The 15,871-nt window shown below is 73.8% G+C and carries 16 protein-coding genes; 10 read left to right on the top strand and 6 right to left on the bottom strand.

The annotated features are described in order from the left end of the window. The first annotated feature begins 16 nt into the window (after positions 1-16). The 3 genes from ACWD3O_RS03410 to ACWD3O_RS03400 all read left to right on the top strand — a co-directional run bounded on the left by ACWD3O_RS03410 (position 17) and on the right by ACWD3O_RS03400 (position 3,382). Positions 17-1,459, top strand: a complete 1,443-nt coding sequence (locus ACWD3O_RS03410; protein ID WP_451410863.1) for a glycine hydroxymethyltransferase — start codon at positions 17-19, stop codon at positions 1,457-1,459. Between the two features lie 113 nt (positions 1,460-1,572). Then, the gene (gene trpS / locus ACWD3O_RS03405; protein ID WP_451410862.1) at positions 1,573-2,586 is read left to right on the top strand and encodes a tryptophan--tRNA ligase; all 1,014 of its coding nucleotides are present in this window, start codon (positions 1,573-1,575) and stop codon (positions 2,584-2,586) included. A 223-nt stretch (positions 2,587-2,809) separates the two neighbouring features. Continuing rightward, positions 2,810-3,382, top strand: a complete 573-nt coding sequence (locus ACWD3O_RS03400) for a 2'-5' RNA ligase family protein (protein ID WP_451410861.1) — start codon at positions 2,810-2,812, stop codon at positions 3,380-3,382. A 70-nt stretch (positions 3,383-3,452) separates the two neighbouring features. Here ACWD3O_RS03400 and ACWD3O_RS03395 read toward each other — a convergent pair whose 3' ends face one another. Together ACWD3O_RS03395 and ACWD3O_RS03390 are read right to left on the bottom strand one after the other, a co-directional pair. Beyond that, on the bottom strand, positions 3,453-4,214 hold the full coding sequence (locus ACWD3O_RS03395) for a decaprenylphospho-beta-D-erythro-pentofuranosid-2-ulose 2-reductase (RefSeq protein ID WP_451410860.1): 762 nt from the start codon (positions 4,212-4,214) through the stop codon (positions 3,453-3,455). Between the two features lie 19 nt (positions 4,215-4,233). Continuing rightward, on the bottom strand, positions 4,234-5,616 hold the full coding sequence (locus ACWD3O_RS03390) for an FAD-binding protein (protein ID WP_451414715.1): 1,383 nt from the start codon (positions 5,614-5,616) through the stop codon (positions 4,234-4,236). Positions 5,617-5,756: 140 nt separating this feature from the next. On the opposite strand from ACWD3O_RS03390, the gene ACWD3O_RS03385 reads away from it, so the two are divergent. Genes ACWD3O_RS03385 through ACWD3O_RS03370 form a run of 4 tightly spaced genes read left to right on the top strand, consistent with a single transcriptional unit; the run spans position 5,757 to position 8,728 of the window. Then, positions 5,757-6,353 (top strand): phosphatase PAP2 family protein, encoded by a 597-nt coding sequence (locus tag ACWD3O_RS03385; RefSeq protein ID WP_451414714.1) that lies wholly within the window; start codon positions 5,757-5,759, stop codon positions 6,351-6,353. A 22-nt stretch (positions 6,354-6,375) separates the two neighbouring features. Then, positions 6,376-7,326 (top strand): decaprenyl-phosphate phosphoribosyltransferase, encoded by a 951-nt coding sequence (locus tag ACWD3O_RS03380; RefSeq protein WP_451410889.1) that lies wholly within the window; start codon positions 6,376-6,378, stop codon positions 7,324-7,326. Next, the gene (locus ACWD3O_RS03375) at positions 7,323-7,847 is read left to right on the top strand and encodes a GtrA family protein (RefSeq protein WP_451414713.1); all 525 of its coding nucleotides are present in this window, start codon (positions 7,323-7,325) and stop codon (positions 7,845-7,847) included. The genes ACWD3O_RS03380 and ACWD3O_RS03375 overlap by 4 nt, the downstream gene beginning before the upstream one ends. Beyond that, positions 7,835-8,728, top strand: a complete 894-nt coding sequence (locus ACWD3O_RS03370) for a YihY/virulence factor BrkB family protein (protein WP_451414712.1) — start codon at positions 7,835-7,837, stop codon at positions 8,726-8,728. The genes ACWD3O_RS03375 and ACWD3O_RS03370 overlap by 13 nt, the downstream gene beginning before the upstream one ends. A gap of 48 nt (positions 8,729-8,776) precedes the next feature. Here the strand turns inward: ACWD3O_RS03370 and ACWD3O_RS03365 are convergent, their stop codons facing one another. From ACWD3O_RS03365 to ACWD3O_RS03355, 3 genes are all read right to left on the bottom strand, one after another. Next, entirely contained in the window at positions 8,777-9,190 is a 414-nt protein-coding gene (locus ACWD3O_RS03365; RefSeq protein ID WP_451414711.1) for a DNA-binding protein, read from the bottom strand. Continuing rightward, positions 9,172-9,456 (bottom strand): hypothetical protein, encoded by a 285-nt coding sequence (locus ACWD3O_RS03360; RefSeq protein ID WP_451410854.1) that lies wholly within the window; start codon positions 9,454-9,456, stop codon positions 9,172-9,174. The genes ACWD3O_RS03365 and ACWD3O_RS03360 overlap by 19 nt, the downstream gene beginning before the upstream one ends. A gap of 135 nt (positions 9,457-9,591) precedes the next feature. Further along, positions 9,592-11,301, bottom strand: coding sequence for a D-alanyl-D-alanine carboxypeptidase family protein (locus ACWD3O_RS03355; protein WP_451414710.1), 1,710 nt, complete (start codon positions 11,299-11,301; stop codon positions 9,592-9,594). 139 nt (positions 11,302-11,440) lie between these two features. On the opposite strand from ACWD3O_RS03355, the gene ACWD3O_RS03350 reads away from it, so the two are divergent. From ACWD3O_RS03350 to ACWD3O_RS03340, 3 genes are all read left to right on the top strand, one after another. Next, positions 11,441-11,683: an SCO4848 family membrane protein gene (locus ACWD3O_RS03350; protein WP_356128920.1), complete on the top strand. Its 243-nt coding sequence runs from the start codon at positions 11,441-11,443 to the stop codon at positions 11,681-11,683. Positions 11,684-11,793: 110 nt separating this feature from the next. Further along, complete coding sequence (locus tag ACWD3O_RS03345) at positions 11,794-13,152, top strand: metallophosphoesterase (RefSeq protein WP_451414832.1); 1,359 nt, start codon at positions 11,794-11,796, stop codon at positions 13,150-13,152. A gap of 131 nt (positions 13,153-13,283) precedes the next feature. Continuing rightward, positions 13,284-14,837: an ABC transporter substrate-binding protein gene (locus ACWD3O_RS03340; protein WP_451410851.1), complete on the top strand. Its 1,554-nt coding sequence runs from the start codon at positions 13,284-13,286 to the stop codon at positions 14,835-14,837. Positions 14,838-14,934: 97 nt separating this feature from the next. On the opposite strand, the gene ACWD3O_RS03335 is transcribed toward ACWD3O_RS03340, so the two are convergent. Continuing rightward, positions 14,935-15,681: a TetR family transcriptional regulator gene (locus tag ACWD3O_RS03335; RefSeq protein WP_451414831.1), complete on the bottom strand. Its 747-nt coding sequence runs from the start codon at positions 15,679-15,681 to the stop codon at positions 14,935-14,937. Between the last annotated feature and the right edge of the window lie 190 nt (positions 15,682-15,871).

Genomic DNA, 15,871 nt, shown 5'->3' with positions numbered 1-15,871 from the left:
CCTGCCGGAGGCCGCCATGTCAGACCTTTCCCCCGAGTCCGCCGCGTACCGGGCCGCCCTGGACGTCGTCCGCGCCGTCGAGCCGCGGGTCGCCGACGCGATCGGGCAGGAGCTCACCGACCAGCGCGAGATGCTCAAGCTGATCGCCTCGGAGAACTACGCCTCCCCGGCGACCCTCCTCGCGATGGGCAACTGGTTCAGCGACAAGTACGCCGAGGGCACCGTCGGCCGCCGCTTCTACGCCGGCTGCCGCAACGTCGACACCGTCGAGTCCCTCGCCGCCGAGCACGCCCGCGAGCTGTTCGGCGCCCGCCACGCGTACGTCCAGCCGCACTCCGGCATCGACGCCAACCTGGTCGCCTTCTGGTCGGTGCTCGCCGACCGCGTGGAGGTCCCCGCCCTCGCCAAGGCCGGCGTCCGCCAGGTCAACGAGCTCTCCGACGCCGACTGGGCCGAGCTGCGCGCCGCCTTCGGCAACCAGCGCATGCTCGGCATGTCGCTGGACGCCGGCGGCCACCTCACCCACGGCTTCCGCCCCAACATCTCCGGCAAGATGTTCGACCAGCGCTCCTACGGCACCGACCCGGCCACCGGCCTGGTCGACTACGAGGCGCTGCGCGAGACCGCCCGCGAGTTCAAGCCGCTGATCATCGTGGCCGGCTACTCCGCCTACCCCCGCCTGGTGAACTTCCGGATCATGCGGGAGATCGCCGACGAGGTCGGCGCGACCCTGATGGTCGACATGGCGCACTTCGCGGGCCTGGTGGCCGGCAAGGTGCTCACCGGCGACTTCGACCCGGTCCCGCACGCCCAGATCGTCACCACCACCACCCACAAGTCGCTGCGCGGCCCGCGCGGCGGCATGGTGCTGTGCGACGACTCGCTGAAGGACCAGGTCGACCGCGGCTGCCCGATGGTCCTCGGCGGCCCGCTGCCGCACGTGATGGCCGCCAAGGCCGTCGCCCTCGCCGAGGCGCGGCAGCCCGCCTTCCAGGACTACGCGCAGCGCATCGTGGACAACGCCAAGGCGCTCGCCGAGGGCCTGACGAGCCGCGGCGCCACGCTGGTCACCGGCGGCACCGACAACCACCTCAACCTGATCGACGTGGCGTCCTCCTACGGCCTCACCGGCCGCCAGGCGGAGCAGGCGCTGCTGGACTCCGGCATCGTCACCAACCGCAACGCGATCCCCGCCGACCCGAACGGCGCCTGGTACACCTCCGGCATCCGCATCGGCACCCCCGCGCTGACCACCCGCGGCCTGGGCACCGCGGAGATGGACGAGATCGCCGCCCTGATCGACCGCGTCCTCACCGAGGCCGTCCCGGGCACCACCGCGAAGGGCGCGCCGTCCAAGGCGCAGCACGTCCTCGACGCGAAGATCTCCGACGAGGTCTCCCGCCGGGCCACCGAGCTGGTCGCCGGCTTCCCGCTGTACCCGCAGATCGACCTGGGCTGACCCGCCCGCCGTCCGGGGCGCCCGCCGGCGCCCCGGACCGGCCCCGGCCGGACCGGTTCCGGCCTCCCCGACCCGTTCCCGGGCGTGGGGGGACACCTGAGACAATGAGAGGCATGGCCTCTGATCGTCCTCGCGTGCTCTCCGGTATCCAGCCGACCTCCGGCTCGTTCCACCTCGGCAACTACCTCGGCGCGGTCCGCCAGTGGGTGGACATGCAGAAGACCCACGACGCCTTCTACATGGTCGTCGACCTGCACGCCATCACCGTGCCGCAGGACCCGGAGCAGCTGCGCCGCAACACCCGGCTGTCCGTCGCCCAGCTCCTGGCGGCCGGCCTGGACCCGGAGCACTGCACCCTCTTCGTGCAGAGCCACGTGCCGGAGCACGCCCAGCTCGGCTGGGTCATGAACTGCATCACCGGCTTCGGCGAGGCCTCCCGGATGACGCAGTTCAAGGACAAGTCCGCCAAGCAGGGCAGCGACCGCACCACGGTCGGCCTGTTCACGTACCCGATGCTGATGGTCGCGGACATCCTGCTCTACCAGGCCGACCAGGTCCCGGTCGGCGAGGACCAGCGCCAGCACCTGGAGCTCACCCGCGACCTCGCCGAGCGGTTCAACACCACCTACGGCCCGACCTTCACCGTCCCGAGCGCGTACATCCTCAAGGAGACGGCGAAGATCTACGACCTGCAGGACCCGTCCGCCAAGATGAGCAAGTCGACGGCCAACCCCAAGGGCCTGATCAACCTCATGGACGACCCGAAGGTCACCGCGAAGAAGGTCAAGAGCGCGGTCACCGACACCGAGACCGTGATCCGCTTCGACCGCGAGAACAAGCCGGGCGTCTCCAACCTGCTCACCATCCTCTCCACCCTCACCGGCCGCCCCGTGCCGGCGCTGGAGGCGGAGTACGAGGGCAAGATGTACGGCGCCCTCAAGACGGACCTGGCCGAGGTCATGGTCGACTTCGTGACGCCGTTCCGCGACCGGACCCAGGAGTACCTGGACGACCCCGAGACCCTCGACCAGATCCTCGCCAAGGGCGCGGAGAAGGCGCGCGCGGTCGCGGCGGAGACGCTGGCCTCGACGTACGAGCGGATCGGCCTCGTCGCGGCCAAGCACTGACCGGCCGGCCGGCGGCGCGTCCGGCGCGTCCGGCGCGGCGGGGCAGGACACCGCCGGCGTCCGAGCGCCCCTCGCGCCACCGGTGATACAGGTGCGATCCTCCCGGTTCGGAGGTGCGCCGCCGTACAGTCGATGTCAGTGGTGGCGCCGGAGGGCGAGACGGGTGGCAGCACCCGCCCGGCACAACCCGGGCGTGACGGAAGACGACACGACAGGAGACGACGTGGGGACCGTAACGATCGGCGTGTCGATCTCGGTCCCGGAGCCGCACGGCACCCTGCTCCAGCAGCGCCGCGCGGGCTTCGGCGACGCCGCGGCGTTCGGCATTCCCACGCACGTCACGCTACTCCCGCCGACCGAGGTGGAAGCGTCCGCGCTGCCCGCGATCGAGGCGCACCTCGCGGAGGTGGCCGCGGCGGGCAGACCCTTCCCGATGCGGCTGGCGGGCACCGGAACGTTCCGCCCGCTGTCGCCGGTGGTCTACGTCCGGGTGGTGGCCGGCGCGGAGGAGTGCGCGCAGCTGCAGGCGCGGATCCGGGACGAGGCGGGGCCGGTGGCGCGGGAGCTGCAGTTCCCGTACCACCCGCACGTCACCGTGGCGCACGGGATCGCCGAGGAGGCGATGGACCGGGCGTACGAGGAGCTCGCCGACTACGCGGCCCAGTGGCCGTGCACGGGCTTCGCGCTGTACGAGCAGGGGGCGGACGGGGTCTGGCGCCGCCTGCGCGACTTCCCCTTCGGCGGCCTCACCGTCCCCACCCAGTCCGTCACCGAACGCCACCCCACCCTCAACTGACCCCCGGGGTCCTCTCCGGTGCCGCGGCGGCGGGGCAGCCCGCGGGGCAGCCGGCGGGCCGGCCCGCGGGTCAGAGGGGGAGACGGCGGAAGAGGGGGCGGGGAAGGTGGCGCAGCAGCGCCATGGCGGGGCGCAGCGGTGAGGGGACCCAGATGGTGGAGGCGCGGCGCCGGAGCCCCGCCTCGACCGCCCCGGCCACCGCCCCCGCCGTCGTCGCCAGCGGCACCTCCCGCAGGTGCGCCGTCATCCGGGTCCGCACGAACCCGGGCCGCACCACCATGACGTGCACCCCCGTCCCGCACAGCGAGTCCCCGAGCCCCTGCGCGAACGCGTCCAGCCCGGCCTTGCTGGAGCCGTAGATGAAGTTGCCGCGCCGCGCCCGTTCCGCGGCGACCGACGACAGCACGACCAGCGACCCGTGCCCCTGCCCGCGCAGCGCCGACGCGGCGACCAGCCCGGCCGACACCGCCCCCGTGTAGTTGGTCTGCGCGACCCGCACCGCCCCGGCGGGATCGCGCTCGTCCCGCCGCTGGTCGCCGAGGATCCCGAAGGCGAGCAGCACCAGGTCGACGTCGCCCTCCGCGAAGACCTTCCCGAGCACTTCCTCGTGCGTCCCGGTGTCCAGCGCGTCGAACTCCACCGTCCGCACGTCGGCGTCCGGCCGCAGCGCGCGCAGGGAGGCGGCGGCGGACTCCAGGGCGGGGGAGGGGCGGCCCGCCAGCCGGACGGTGCGGCAGCGGCGGGCGAGCATGCGGCGGGCCACCGCGATCCCGATCTCCGAGGCGCCGCCCAGCACCAGCATGGACTGGGGTGCGCCGAAGGCGTCCTTCACTTGAGCTCCTTGGAAGTCGTCACAGGCCGAGGCGGCGGGAGAGGTCGGAGGTGAAGACCCCGCGCGGGTCGAGCTCGGCGCGCAGCGCGCGGAACTCGTCGAGGCGCGGGTACATGGCGGGCAGCAGCTCGGGCCGCAGCCGGGCGTCCTTGGCGAGGTACACCCGGCCGCCGGCCGCGGCGACCTCCTCGTCGAGGCGGTCGAGCAGGTCGCCGAGCCCGGGCAGCCCGGCAGGGATGTCGAGGGCCAGCGTCCAGCCCGCCGTGGGGAACGACAGCCACCCCGGGTCGCCGTCGCCGAACCGCTTGAGCACGGCCAGGAACGACGGGCAGCGGTGGTCGGAGACCCGGCGCACGATCCGCCGCAGCGCCTCCTCCTCGCCGTGGCCGACCACGAACTGGTACTGCACGAACCCGCCCCGGCCGTAGATCCGGTTCCAGTGCGGCACGCCGTCCAGCGGGTGGAAGAAGGTGGGCAGGCGCTGCAGCTCGCCGGTGCGGCGCCGGGGCGCCTTGCGGTACCAGAGCTCGTTGAAGACGCCGACCGTGGTGCGGCCGAGCAGGCCGTCGGGGAGGAACGACGGGGCGGCGGGCAGCCGGGAGGGGCGGAACGCCAGCGGGTCGCGGCGGGCGCGCGAGGAGCGGGGCAGCGCGTCCAGCGGGGCGTGGTCGCCGCGGGTGAGGACCGCCCGGCCGGTGGCGCGGCCGCGGGCCAGCAGGTCGATCCAGGCGACCGAGTAGCGGTAGTGGTGGTCGGTGGCGGTGAGCCGGGCCATCAGGTCGTCGAGGTCCGCCGCCCGCTCGGTGTCCACCGCCATGAGGGACGTCTGCACCGGCTGGAGCCGCAGCGAGGCGGTGAGCACCACCCCGGTGAGGCCCATGCCGCCGCAGGTCGCGTCGAAGAGCGGGTCGCCGGGGGACACCGTGCGGATGGAGCCGTCCGCGGTGAGCAGCTCCATCGACAGCACATGGCGGGAGAAGGCGCCGGAGACGTGGTGGTTCTTGCCGTGGATGTCGGCGCCGATCGCCCCGCCGACCGTGACGTACCGGGTGCCGGGGGTGACCGGCACGAACCAGCCGAGCGGGAGCAGCACCTGCATCAGCCGGTGCAGCGAGACGCCCGCGTCGCACAGCACCACGCCCCCGGCGACGTCCACGGCGTGGATCCGGTCGAGGGCGGTCATGTCCAGCACGGCGCCGCCCGCGTTCTGCGCGGCGTCGCCGTAGGCGCGGCCCAGGCCGCGGGGGATGCCGCCGCGCGCCCCGCAGCCGCGGACGGCGGCGACCGCCTCGTCGTAGCTGCGGGGGCGGACCAGCCGGGCGACGGTGGGCGCGGTGCGGCCCCAGCCGGTGACCGGGACGGTGGGAGCGACGGTCGTCGGGGAGGGCTGCGTGGGCGGCATGGACGCGACGGTAGCGGCGGTCCGTCCGTTGTGCGGAGAGGTGTGGCGCTACGGCGCGAGTCTCGCCGGAACGGGTGATTAGTGGGGCTTTGGAGGTGATTGTCCAGGATCGGGGCCCGCCCCGGTGAACAGTGGGCCGTATGCACGGTGTCCCCCTCCTCGCCGCTCCCGCCCCGGCCCTCGTCACCCCCGGGCCGCCCTCCGCCCCCCTCCGTCCGGCCCACGCCGCCCGGCGGCTCGACGCCCGGCTGCTGGCCGCCCTGCACGCCCGCGGCGACGACCCGCGCACCGCCGCGGCCGCCCGCGCGCTCTCCCGCGCCGGGGAGCACGGCGCGCTCTGGCTGGCCGCGGGCCTCGCCGCGGCCGCCGCCGACCGGACCCGCCGCTCCGCCTGGCTGCGCGGCACGGCCCTGACGGCCGCCGCCCACCTGGCCAGCGTCGGCGTCAAGCAGCTGGTGCGCCGCCCGCGCCCCACCGCCGTCCGGGCCCGCGTGCCCGTCCTCGCGCCGCACTCCTTCCCCAGCTCGCACGCCGCCTCCAGCGCCGCCGCGGCCGTCGCCGCCGGGGTGCTGCTCCCGGCGGCGGGCGCGGTCGCCGCCCCGGTGGCCGTGGCGATGTGCCTGTCCCGGGTGGTGGCCGGCGTGCACTACCCCTCCGACGTCGCCGCGGGCGCGGCGCTGGGCGCGGTCGCCGCCGGACTGGGGGCGCGGGGGCTGCGGAGGAGGCGCCGTGGCTGAGCGCGTCGCCGCCACCGGGCCCCTGCTGGTCGGCCCGCGCGCCCGCCCCGGCGGCGCCCCGCGCCCCTCGCCGCCCCGCCGCCGGGGGACCGGCGCGCTGCTCACCGGGCTGGTGCGCACCGCCCGCCCCCGGCAGTGGGTCAAGAACGTCCTGGTGGTGGCCGCCCCGGCCGCCGCAGGCCAGCTCTTCACCGCGGCCGCCCTCACCCGGCTGCCGCTGGTCCTGGTCCTCTTCACCGCGTGCTCCGCCGCCGTCTACCTGGTCAACGACGCCCGCGACGCGGAGGCCGACCGCGCCCACCCGGTCAAACGCCACCGCCCGGTCGCCGCCGGGCAGGTGCCGGTCCCGGTCGCCTACGCGGCCGGCGGCGCTCTCGCCGTGCTGGCCCCGGCGGCCGCGGTCCTGCTCTGCCCGCCGATGACCGCGGCGGTGCTGGCGGGCTACGTGGTGATGCAGCTCGCCTACTGCCTGCGCCTCAAGCGGGTGCTGGTGGTCGACCTGGCGGTGGTGGCGGCCGGGTTCCTGATGCGGGCCATGACCGGCGGCATCGCCATGGACATCCCGCTCTCCCGCTGGTTCCTGATCACCACCGGGTTCGGGGCGCTCTTCATGGTCTCCGCCAAGCGGTACTCGGAGGCCGTGGAGATGGCCGGCAAGGGCGGCGCCACCCGTGCGCTGCTCACCGAGTACACCACCGGCTACCTCCGCTTCGTCTGGCAGCTCGCGGCGGGCGGCGCGGTCCTCGGCTACTGCCTGTGGGCCCTGGAGCACGGGGGCGTGCCGCAGACCGGGCTGCTGCCGTGGCGGCAGCTCTCCATGGTCGCGTTCATCCTGGGCATCCTCCGCTACGCCGTCTTCGCCGACCGCGGCACGGCCGGCGAACCCGAGGAGGTGGTACTGCGGGACCGGCCGCTGGCGGTGGTCGCCCTCGCCTGGGCGGTGCTCTACGGGCTGGCGGTGACCGGCTGGTGACGTCCGCCCCGGTCACCCGGCGGGAGCTGGCCGGGTTCGCGGCGGCGGGGCTGGCGGCCTACCTGGTGGACCTCGCCACCTTCACCGCCCTCCTCGGGCCGGCCGGCCTGCCGCCGCTGCCGGCGAAGGCCCTCGCCTTCCTCGCCGCCTGCGCCGTCGCCTACGCGGGCAACGCGCTGGGCCCGTACCGCGGTTCGACGCCCGGCCCCGGCCCCGGGCGCGGTCCCGGACCCCGGCCCGGTCAGCGGCCCGTGGTGGCCGAACGCCTGCGCCAGGCACTGCTGTTCACCGCCGTCAACGCCGCCGGGGCGGCGGTGCAGCTCGCCTGTCTGGCCGTCAGCCACTACGGCCTCGGCTTCACCTCGCACCGGGCGGATCTGGTCGCCGGGGCGGGAGTCGGCATGCTCCTGGGCACGGCCGTCCGGTTCTGGGGTACCAGAACCCTCGTGTTCCGCGACCGGCCAGGCCGCGGGGACGACGCGACCGGCGACGGGAACGGGGTCATGGGATGGACTGGCTGAGGAACCTGCCCGTCGTCGGCCCGTGGATGGCCCGGCTGATGGACACCCACGCGTGGCTCGCCTTCGACCGGCTGGACCGCGTGAAGTGGACCCGGCTCGCGGCCGCCATGACCTTCACCAGCTTCCTCGCCCTGTTCCCGCTGCTCACCCTCGCCGCCGCGGCCGGGGCGGCCACCCTCACCACCGCGCAGCAGCGGACGCTGCAGGACAAGGTGGCCGAACAGGTGCCGGGGATCTCCGACCAGCTCGACATCGAGAAACTGGTCGCCAACGCGGGCACCGTCGGCCTCATCGCCGGTGCGCTGCTGCTGTTCACCGGACTGAGCTGGGTCGACTCCATGCGGGGCTGCCTGCGGGCCGTCTGGGAGCTGCCGGACCCGGACGAGAACCTCCTCGTCACCAAGGCCAAGGACCTCGGCCTGCTGTTCGGGCTGGGCGGCGCGGTGCTGGCCACGCTGGTGATCTCCACGGTCGCCAGCGGCATGGTGGGGCGGCTGGCCCGGGCGATGGGACTGGAGGAGGGCGGGATCGGCGGCGTCCTGCTGGGCCTCGCCGCGTTCGCGGTCGCCGTGCTGGCGGACTTCCTGCTGCTCCTCTACGTGCTGCGGGTGGTGCCGGGCGCGCATCCGCGACGGCGGCTCCTGACGCAGGCCGCGTTGATCGGCGCGGCCGGCTTCGAGCTGCTGAAGCTGCTGCTCAGCGGCTACATCCAGGGGGTCGCGGCGAAGAGCATGTACGGCGCGTTCGGCGTGCCGATCGCGCTCCTCCTGTGGATCAACTTCACCAGCAAGCTCCTCCTCTACGCCGCCTCCTGGACCGCCACCGACAAGTCCCCCGCACCGCCCCCGCCCCGGCAGAACCCCCTCCCCCTCACGCCATGACGGGCGCCGACACAGTGGCTGCCCCGGTCTCAGCCGGAGGGGCGTCCGCTAGACGGCAACGAGGCGCACCCGGTCTCCGCAGATCTTCGTCATGTCGTCGACGTCCGAGGTGAGCATGACCACGGGGCGGCGTTGTCGCAGCGCCATCTCGGCCACGGCGGCGTCGATGGCGTACTTGTGGCCGTGCAGCCCGGCACTGATCAGCATGGCGGAAGCGGCCTTGGCCTCCTCGTCGCCGACGGGCACGATCCGCACGCCGGACAGGACCCAGGCGAGCCGTGCCTTCTCCGTCCGGCGGTGCACCGCTTCGATGATGGTGAGCGCGCTGACGGCCACCTCCATGCCCCGCTTGCGGGCCTCCGCCACGAGGGCGACGACGGGCTCGTGATCACCGACGAACCGGGAAAGGCCCTCGCAGTCGAGGACGAGGGTGCCTTCGTGGCTCAGCTTGCGGCGGGCCACTGCCCCTCCTCGGCGAACACCTCGTCGAAGACCCGACGCGCCCGCTCCTGCTCGTGCTCGGAGATCGGCCCTTGACGGCGTTCGTAGTCAGCGAGGTACTCGTCGAGGATCTGGCCGCGCAGCTCCCGCTCCACCGCCTCGGTGATGAAGGCCGAGAACTCACGCTTCCCGACCCGCTGACGGATCGCTTCCGCCGTCCCTTCGGGGAGGGAGAGGCTGACCCGAGTGGCCGGCCCTTCGCCGACGCCGTAGGGAGGCTCGCTCATGGGAGCCAGATTATCAAAGGAGTAGGAAAACCTGCGCCTGGTTGTGGGCATGTAGAGGGCCGCCCGGGTGGAGTGTCGGGCACCCTTTGACCAAGGGAGCCGCCGACGCCTTCCGGGCGGCCAGGGCAGGGCGTGTCAGGCGGGCTGGCCTTCGCCCTTGTCGGCGGTCCGGGGGGCGGAGGCCTGCTGGGGCATCTTGGCCTCGGGGGTTCCGTCCGGGACGGTGTCCTTCGCCGGGGCCGGAACTCCCGCCTCGGGGTCCGCGGCGGTCGCGGGGTCGGCGGCCTCCGGCTCGGAGTCCTCGGCGGCAGCCTTGGGCTTGGCCGTGTCGGCCGCGGCAGGGGGAGTGGCCGGCTCGCTGTCCGCGCCGGCCACGGGGTCGGAGGCCTTGGTGTCCGCGGGAGCGGCGGCGGCCTCCGCCGTGGTCGCGGCGTCGCGGCGGGCCGGGGTGCCGGGGAGGGGCCAGCGGCGGTGGACGAGGTAGCCGCCGCCGGCGAGGAGGAGGAGCACGCCGCCCACGATGGCGAGCGGGATCCACAGCGGCCCCGCCTCACCCTCCGCGGAGGCCGCCACCGCCGCCGTGTCCGTCTCCGCGTCGGCCCCCACCGGCGCCGCCACCGCGGCCGACGGTGACGCCGACGCCGCCGCCTGCGAGGCCGGCGGCACCAGCTCGCCCACCGGCGTCACCTTCCCCGACGCCGCGAACCCCCAGTCCAGCAGCGCCGCCGTCTCCTCGTAGACCCGGTTGAGCTCCTTCTTCTGCGGGTTCATCACGGTGACCAGCAGCACCCGGTCGCCCCGCTCTGCCACGCCGGTGAACGTCGCCCCGGCGTGGGTGGTGTTGCCGTTCTTCACGCCGGCGATGCCCCGGTACTGGTCCATGCCCGCACCGGTGAGCAGCCGGTTGGTGTTCTGGATCTCGAAGGAGCCGCGGGACGTCTTCCCGTCCTTGCCCTTCGTCGTCTCGCCGGGGAACTGCGCCTTGACCGTGGCGGCGTACTCGCGGAAGCCCGCCTTCTGCAGCCCCGACCGGGCTATCAGCGTGAGGTCGTACGCGGACGAGACCTGCCCCTCGGCGTCGTAGCCGTCGGGGCTGACGACGTGCGTGTCCAGCGCCTGGAGGTCCTTCGCGCGGGCGTTCATGTCGGCGACCGTCCGGTCGAGGCCGCCGTTCATCGCGGACAGCACGTGCACCGCGTCGTTGCCGGACCGCAGGAAGACGCCCAGCCACAGGTCGCGGACCGTGTAGGTCTCGTTCTCCTTGACGCCGACGAGGCTGGAGCCGGAGCCGACCTTGGAGAGCTCCTCCCCGGTCACCTTGTGGGTCTGGGTGGCGGGCCACCGGTCCAGCAGGGTGTCCGCGAAGAGCATCTTCAGCGTGCTCGCCGGCGCCATCGGCACATGGGCGCTGTACGAGGCGAGAACCTCGCCGGACTCGGCGTCGGCGACGATCCAGGACTTGGCGGAGATGTCGTCCGGCAGTTCCGGCGCGCCCACCCCGGGCTGGACCTGCACCCCGGCGGCGGCCAGCCGGGCGCCGCCCACCCGCGAGGTCGACGTCGGGGCCGCGTCCTTCCCGGCCGCCCCGGAGGGGGCCTTCGAGGCGTCGCCGCCCGCGACCTTCGTCGGCGTGGACGACGGCCGGGACGTGGGGTTCGCGGTCGACCTCCCCGTGGACGACGAGTCCGAGAGCCGGTTGCCGGGCGTCTTCGGGCCGGGCCGCAGCGGCTGCGCCTGAGCCTGACCGGCGGCCACCGGCAGGACGAGGCCGAGCGCCAGCGACAGCAGAGTGGCGGACGCGAGCAGGGCGGCGGGTCGCCTGGTGGTCTTCTTCACAGCGGGCACGGACGAGAACGTACATGCCACATCGGTCGTGGGCGTAGCCCCGGTGCGCGCCAGCTCCCCGCCGTGATTCCGGTCGCACTCCGCCCCCGGACGGCCACCCCGGCCGCCGGCCGCACCGCCCTGCGGAGATACTGGCGGTATGAAGCTCAGCCGACCCGTCTCCTGGTTCCTTCTCGCCTTCGGGGTGTGGAGCTGGGTCATCTGGATCACTTTCGTCAAGAACCTCTACAAGGACGGCAGCGGTCTCGCGTTCGACGACGCGGGGGACCCGACCGGGTACTTCTGGGTCCACCTGCTGCTCGCGGTGGTCTCCTTCGTACTGGGGACGGTCGTAGGGGTCATCGGGTTGCGCGGAATTCGCGCATTGCGGCGCAACTCATAGCCGCGACCGGTCAATCACACACAGGGACAGGGGACTTACCGGACGTGGGCGTCGTTTTCGTGCTCGTCGCACTGCTGGCTCTCGCCGTGCTGGCGGCACTCCACTGGTACATGTGGCGGCGCCTGGTGCGGGACACCACCGTGCCGCGGAGCCTGGCCCGGCGGCTGGGCACCGCCGTCTTCCTGCTCGCCGTGGTGCTGCTGTTCGGCGCCATGACCAGCCGGGGCGAGACCCTGCCGTTCTCCGTGCGCCAGGTCGTCGCCTGGCCCGGCTTCCTGTGGATGGCGGTGATGATCTACGTGCCGATGGCCCTGATCGTCACCGAGCCGCTGAGGCCCCTGCTGCGCCGCCGGCTCACCCGGCGCGACGCCCGCCGGGCGGGCGTGACCGGAGCCGTCCCCGCCGACGCCGCCGCGCCGCGGGAGACCCCCGCCGCGCAGGCCGGCGCCGCCTCCGCGGCCGCGCCCGCGGAGGCGCTCGCCACCGGGAAGCGGGCCGGCGCCGTCGCCGTGGACCCCGCCGAGCGGCCCGCGGGAGCGACCACCGAGGACGCCACCACGCCCACCGGCGAGCGCACCGCCGCGCCCGCCGGTGACGGGCTCGCCGCTCCCGCCGGGGACGGCGGCACCCTGGCCGCGGAGGGCCTGTCCCGCCGCCTCTTCGTCGCCCGTACCGTCGGCGCCGTGGCCGCCGTGGCGGGCCTCGGCACCGTCGGCGCCGGCACCTACGGCGTGCTGAACGGCCCGACCGTCAAGCGGGTCACCGTCCCGCTGGCCCGGCTGCCCCGCGCCGCGCACGGCTTCCGGATAGCCGTGGTGAGCGACGTCCACCTCAGCCCGGTGCTGGGCCGCTCCTTCGCCCAGCGCGTGGTGGACACCATCAACGGCACCCAGCCCGACCTGATCGCCGTCGTCGGCGACCTGGTCGACGGCACCGTCCGCGACCTGGGCCCGGCCGCCGCCCCCCTCGCCGGGCTGCGCGCGCGGCACGGCGCGTACTTCGTCACCGGCAACCACGAGTACTTCTCCGGCGCCGAGGAGTGGGTGAACGAGGTCCGCGACCTGGGCCTGCGCCCGCTGGAGAACGCCCGCACCGAGTTCGCCCACTTCGACCTGGCCGGGGTCAACGACATCGCGGGCGAGGAGCAGGGCCAGGGCCCCGACTTCGGCAAGGCGCTCGGCGACCGCGACCCCTCCCGCGCCGTCGTCCTCCTCTCCCACCAGCCCGTCACCATCGACGAGGCGGTGAAGCACGGCGTCGACCTCCAGCTCTCCGGGCACACCCACGGCGGCCAGCTGTGGCCGGGCCCGTACCTGGCGGGGCTGGCCAACCCCACGGTGGCCGGGCTGGAGAAGTACGGCGACACCCAGCTCTACGTGAGCCGGGGCGCCGGCGCCTGGGGCCCGCCCACCCGGGTCGGGGCGCCGTCCGACATCACCGTCGTGGAGCTCGCCTCGCTGAAGGCCTGAGCGCACCGGAATCCCCGGTTCGGGCACCCCCCTTTCCCCACGCGTCACTCCTGTGGTTCAGTGTGGCCGCCGATGTGAAGGTCTGTGGAAGATCGGCGACAGGTGATGTGTCGGGCCCTGGGGAGGGACCTGTGCGCTCGATTCGAGTGCGGATTCTCGCGATTGTGCTGACCCTCGCGGTGGTCGGCGTCGGTGCGTGGCAGCTGTTGCCGGACGACTCGGCGGACGCCGAACCCATCGTGGTCGGCACCAGCGACGTGGTGACCTCGCTGGACCCGGCCGGCGCCTACGACGCCGGTTCCTGGGGTGTGTTCTCCAACGTCTACCAGACGTTGCTGACCTACCAGCCCGGCAGCACCGACCCGGTGCCGGACGCCGCCGAGGAGTGCTCCTTCACCAGCGACGAGGCGGTCGAGTACGTCTGCACGCTGCGCGAGGGACTGAAGTTCCCCAGCGGCCGCGAGATGACCGCCGAGGACGTGAAGTACTCGTTCGAACGGGTCGTCACGATCGACTCCGAGGTCGGGCCCGCCTCGCTGTTCTCCACCCTCGAGTCGGTGAAGGCCGACGGCGACGAGGTGACCTTCCAGCTCTCCAGCCCGGACGCCACCTTCCCGTTCAAGGTCGCCACCGGCGCGGGCGCGATCGTCGACAGCACCCTGTACCCGGAGAAGGAGCTGCGCGGCGGCAACAAGGCCGACGGCACCGGCCCGTACCGGCTGACCTCCTACAAGGAGGGCAAGGAGGCCGTCCTCGAGCCCAACCCGGACTACCGGGGCGCCGTCGAGGAGAAGCCCGCACCGGTCACCCTGCGGTACTTCTACGACTCCGAGTCCCTGGACAAGGCGTGGAAGGCCGGGCGGATCGACGTGGCCTCGCGGCAGCTCCCGCCGGACACGATCGCCGAGCTGTCGACCACCGACCCGGACTACCGGGTGACCGAGAGCTCCGGCTCCACCACCAACAACCTGGTCCTCAACGTCCAGGACGGATCGCCGCTCGCCGACACCTCCGTGCGCAAGGCGATGGCCTGGATGATCGACCGCGAGAAGATCGCCGCCGAGGTGATGCAGAACTCGGTGGAGCCGCTCTACTCGCTGATCCCGGCGGGCTTCACCGGTCACAACACCGCCTTCTTCGACGCCTTCCCGGAGCGCGACCCGGACAAGGCCCGTGAGCTGCTGCAGCAGGCCGGCGTGCGGACGCCCGTCCACATCCAGCTCGGCTTCCCGCGGACCGGCGCCCGCGAGCAGGAGGCCTACGAGCTCAAGGATCAGCTGGAGGAGGGCGGCCTCTTCCTCGTCCAGCTCGAGGGCCGCGAGTGGGCCGACTTCCAGAAGCAGTACGCGCAGGGCAAGTTCGACGCCTACACGGTCGGCTGGATCGCCGACTACCCCGACGCGGACAACTTCTCCGCGGTGCTGATCGGCACCGGCAACGGCATGAAGAACGGTTTCAGCGACCAGCGGATCGACGAACTCATCCAGCAGAGCCAGTCGTTCGGCGAGCGCGTGCGGGCGGTGCGGACCTTCGAGGAGATCCAGCGGCGGACGGCCGAGCAGGTGCCGATGATCCCGCTCTGGCAGCGCAAGGAGTACACGGTCACCAGCAAGGACGTCGGCGGTGGCCAGTACCTCAACGACGGCACGGGAGTGTTCCGGCTCTGGCGCCTCAGCCGGCTCTGACGGGCCGTCCCGCGCCGCCGCCCGTGCGCCGCGAGACCCCGCGCCGCGCCACCGCCCGGCCGCTCGGTCCGCGCGGCCGTTCGCTCCGCCCGGCCGCTCAGTCCGAGCGGCCGGGCGCCTCCGCGTCCGGCTCCGCCGTCCCGCCGGCCGTCCTCCCGGCCGTCCCCTCGCCGGCGCCACCGGCCGTCCCGCCGGCCGTGCCGTCGCCCTCGGCGCCCGGCTTCGGGTCGGCCATCCCCGGGAGGAAGTCGGTGAACAGCTCGTGCACCTCGCGGACCAGGGGCCGCAGCACCCGGAAGCGGGCCAGCGAGACGCCCAGGGTGGTGAGGCGGGCGCCGCGTTCGGCGAGCCGGTAGCTGCGCTCGCGGCCCGGGGTGCGGTCGAAGACCCAGTACACGACCAGACCCATCAGCGAGAGCCACATCAGCTCCGGCAGCGTGTCCTTCAGCTCGGTCGGCACCTTGGCCTTCGACCCGGCCAGCACCTCGCGGAAGATGCCGATGGACTCCTCGCGCGGCCCCCTGGAGTCCGGGGAGAACGGGCTCAGCGGGGAGTCCGGGTCGGCGGCGTTCTTGAAGAACTGCGCGGCGAACTCGTGGTACGGCTCGGCCACGTCCAGCCAGGCCGTGAGCACCCCCGCCAGGCGGGCCTGCAGATCGGTCTCCCGGTCCAGGACCGACCGGACCGCCACCTGGTGCTCGGCGCCGATCCGGTCGTAGAAGCCCTGGATCAGGTGCTCCTTGCCCGAGAAGTAGTAGTAGGCGTTGCCCACCGACACCCCGGCCTCCTGGGCGACCGCCCGCATGGTGGTGCGGTCGTAGCCCCGCTCCTGGAAGAGGCGCATCGCCGTCTCCAGGATCAGCGTGCGGGTCTGCTCGCTCTTGGGCCTGGGGGCTCGGGTTTCCTTCGGTTCGGGCACGTTCCCGAGCCTAACCAGTGCCGTCAGCCCGCGGGGCACGCCCGGTCGGCGCCGGTGGACCCCGCCGGGGTGCGGGGTCGGCTCCGCCTACGCTGGGAGGGTGACGACTCCTCAC

This window comes from Streptomyces sp. NPDC002640 (assembly GCF_053592575.1).
This window is presented reverse-complemented; position numbering and strand designations above follow the sequence as displayed.

What these genes read in the sequence shown, in the direction of transcription:
- ACWD3O_RS03410 (WP_451410863.1), top strand. Translation starts at nt 17, where the DNA reads ATGTCAGACCTTTCCCCCGAGTCCGCCGCGTACCGGGCCGCCCTGGAC.
- trpS (WP_451410862.1), top strand. Translation starts at nt 1,573, where the DNA reads ATGGCCTCTGATCGTCCTCGCGTGCTCTCCGGTATCCAGCCGACCTCC.
- ACWD3O_RS03390 (WP_451414715.1), bottom strand. Translation starts at nt 5,616, where the DNA reads ATGCCGCCCACGCAGCCCTCCCCGACGACCGTCGCTCCCACCGTCCCG.
- ACWD3O_RS03385 (WP_451414714.1), top strand. Translation starts at nt 5,757, where the DNA reads ATGCACGGTGTCCCCCTCCTCGCCGCTCCCGCCCCGGCCCTCGTCACC.
- ACWD3O_RS03370 (WP_451414712.1), top strand. Translation starts at nt 7,835, where the DNA reads ATGGACTGGCTGAGGAACCTGCCCGTCGTCGGCCCGTGGATGGCCCGG.
- ACWD3O_RS03360 (WP_451410854.1), bottom strand. Translation starts at nt 9,456, where the DNA reads ATGAGCGAGCCTCCCTACGGCGTCGGCGAAGGGCCGGCCACTCGGGTC.
- ACWD3O_RS03350 (WP_356128920.1), top strand. Translation starts at nt 11,441, where the DNA reads ATGAAGCTCAGCCGACCCGTCTCCTGGTTCCTTCTCGCCTTCGGGGTG.
- ACWD3O_RS03345 (WP_451414832.1), top strand. Translation starts at nt 11,794, where the DNA reads ATGTGGCGGCGCCTGGTGCGGGACACCACCGTGCCGCGGAGCCTGGCC.
- ACWD3O_RS03335 (WP_451414831.1), bottom strand. Translation starts at nt 15,681, where the DNA reads ATGCGCCTCTTCCAGGAGCGGGGCTACGACCGCACCACCATGCGGGCG.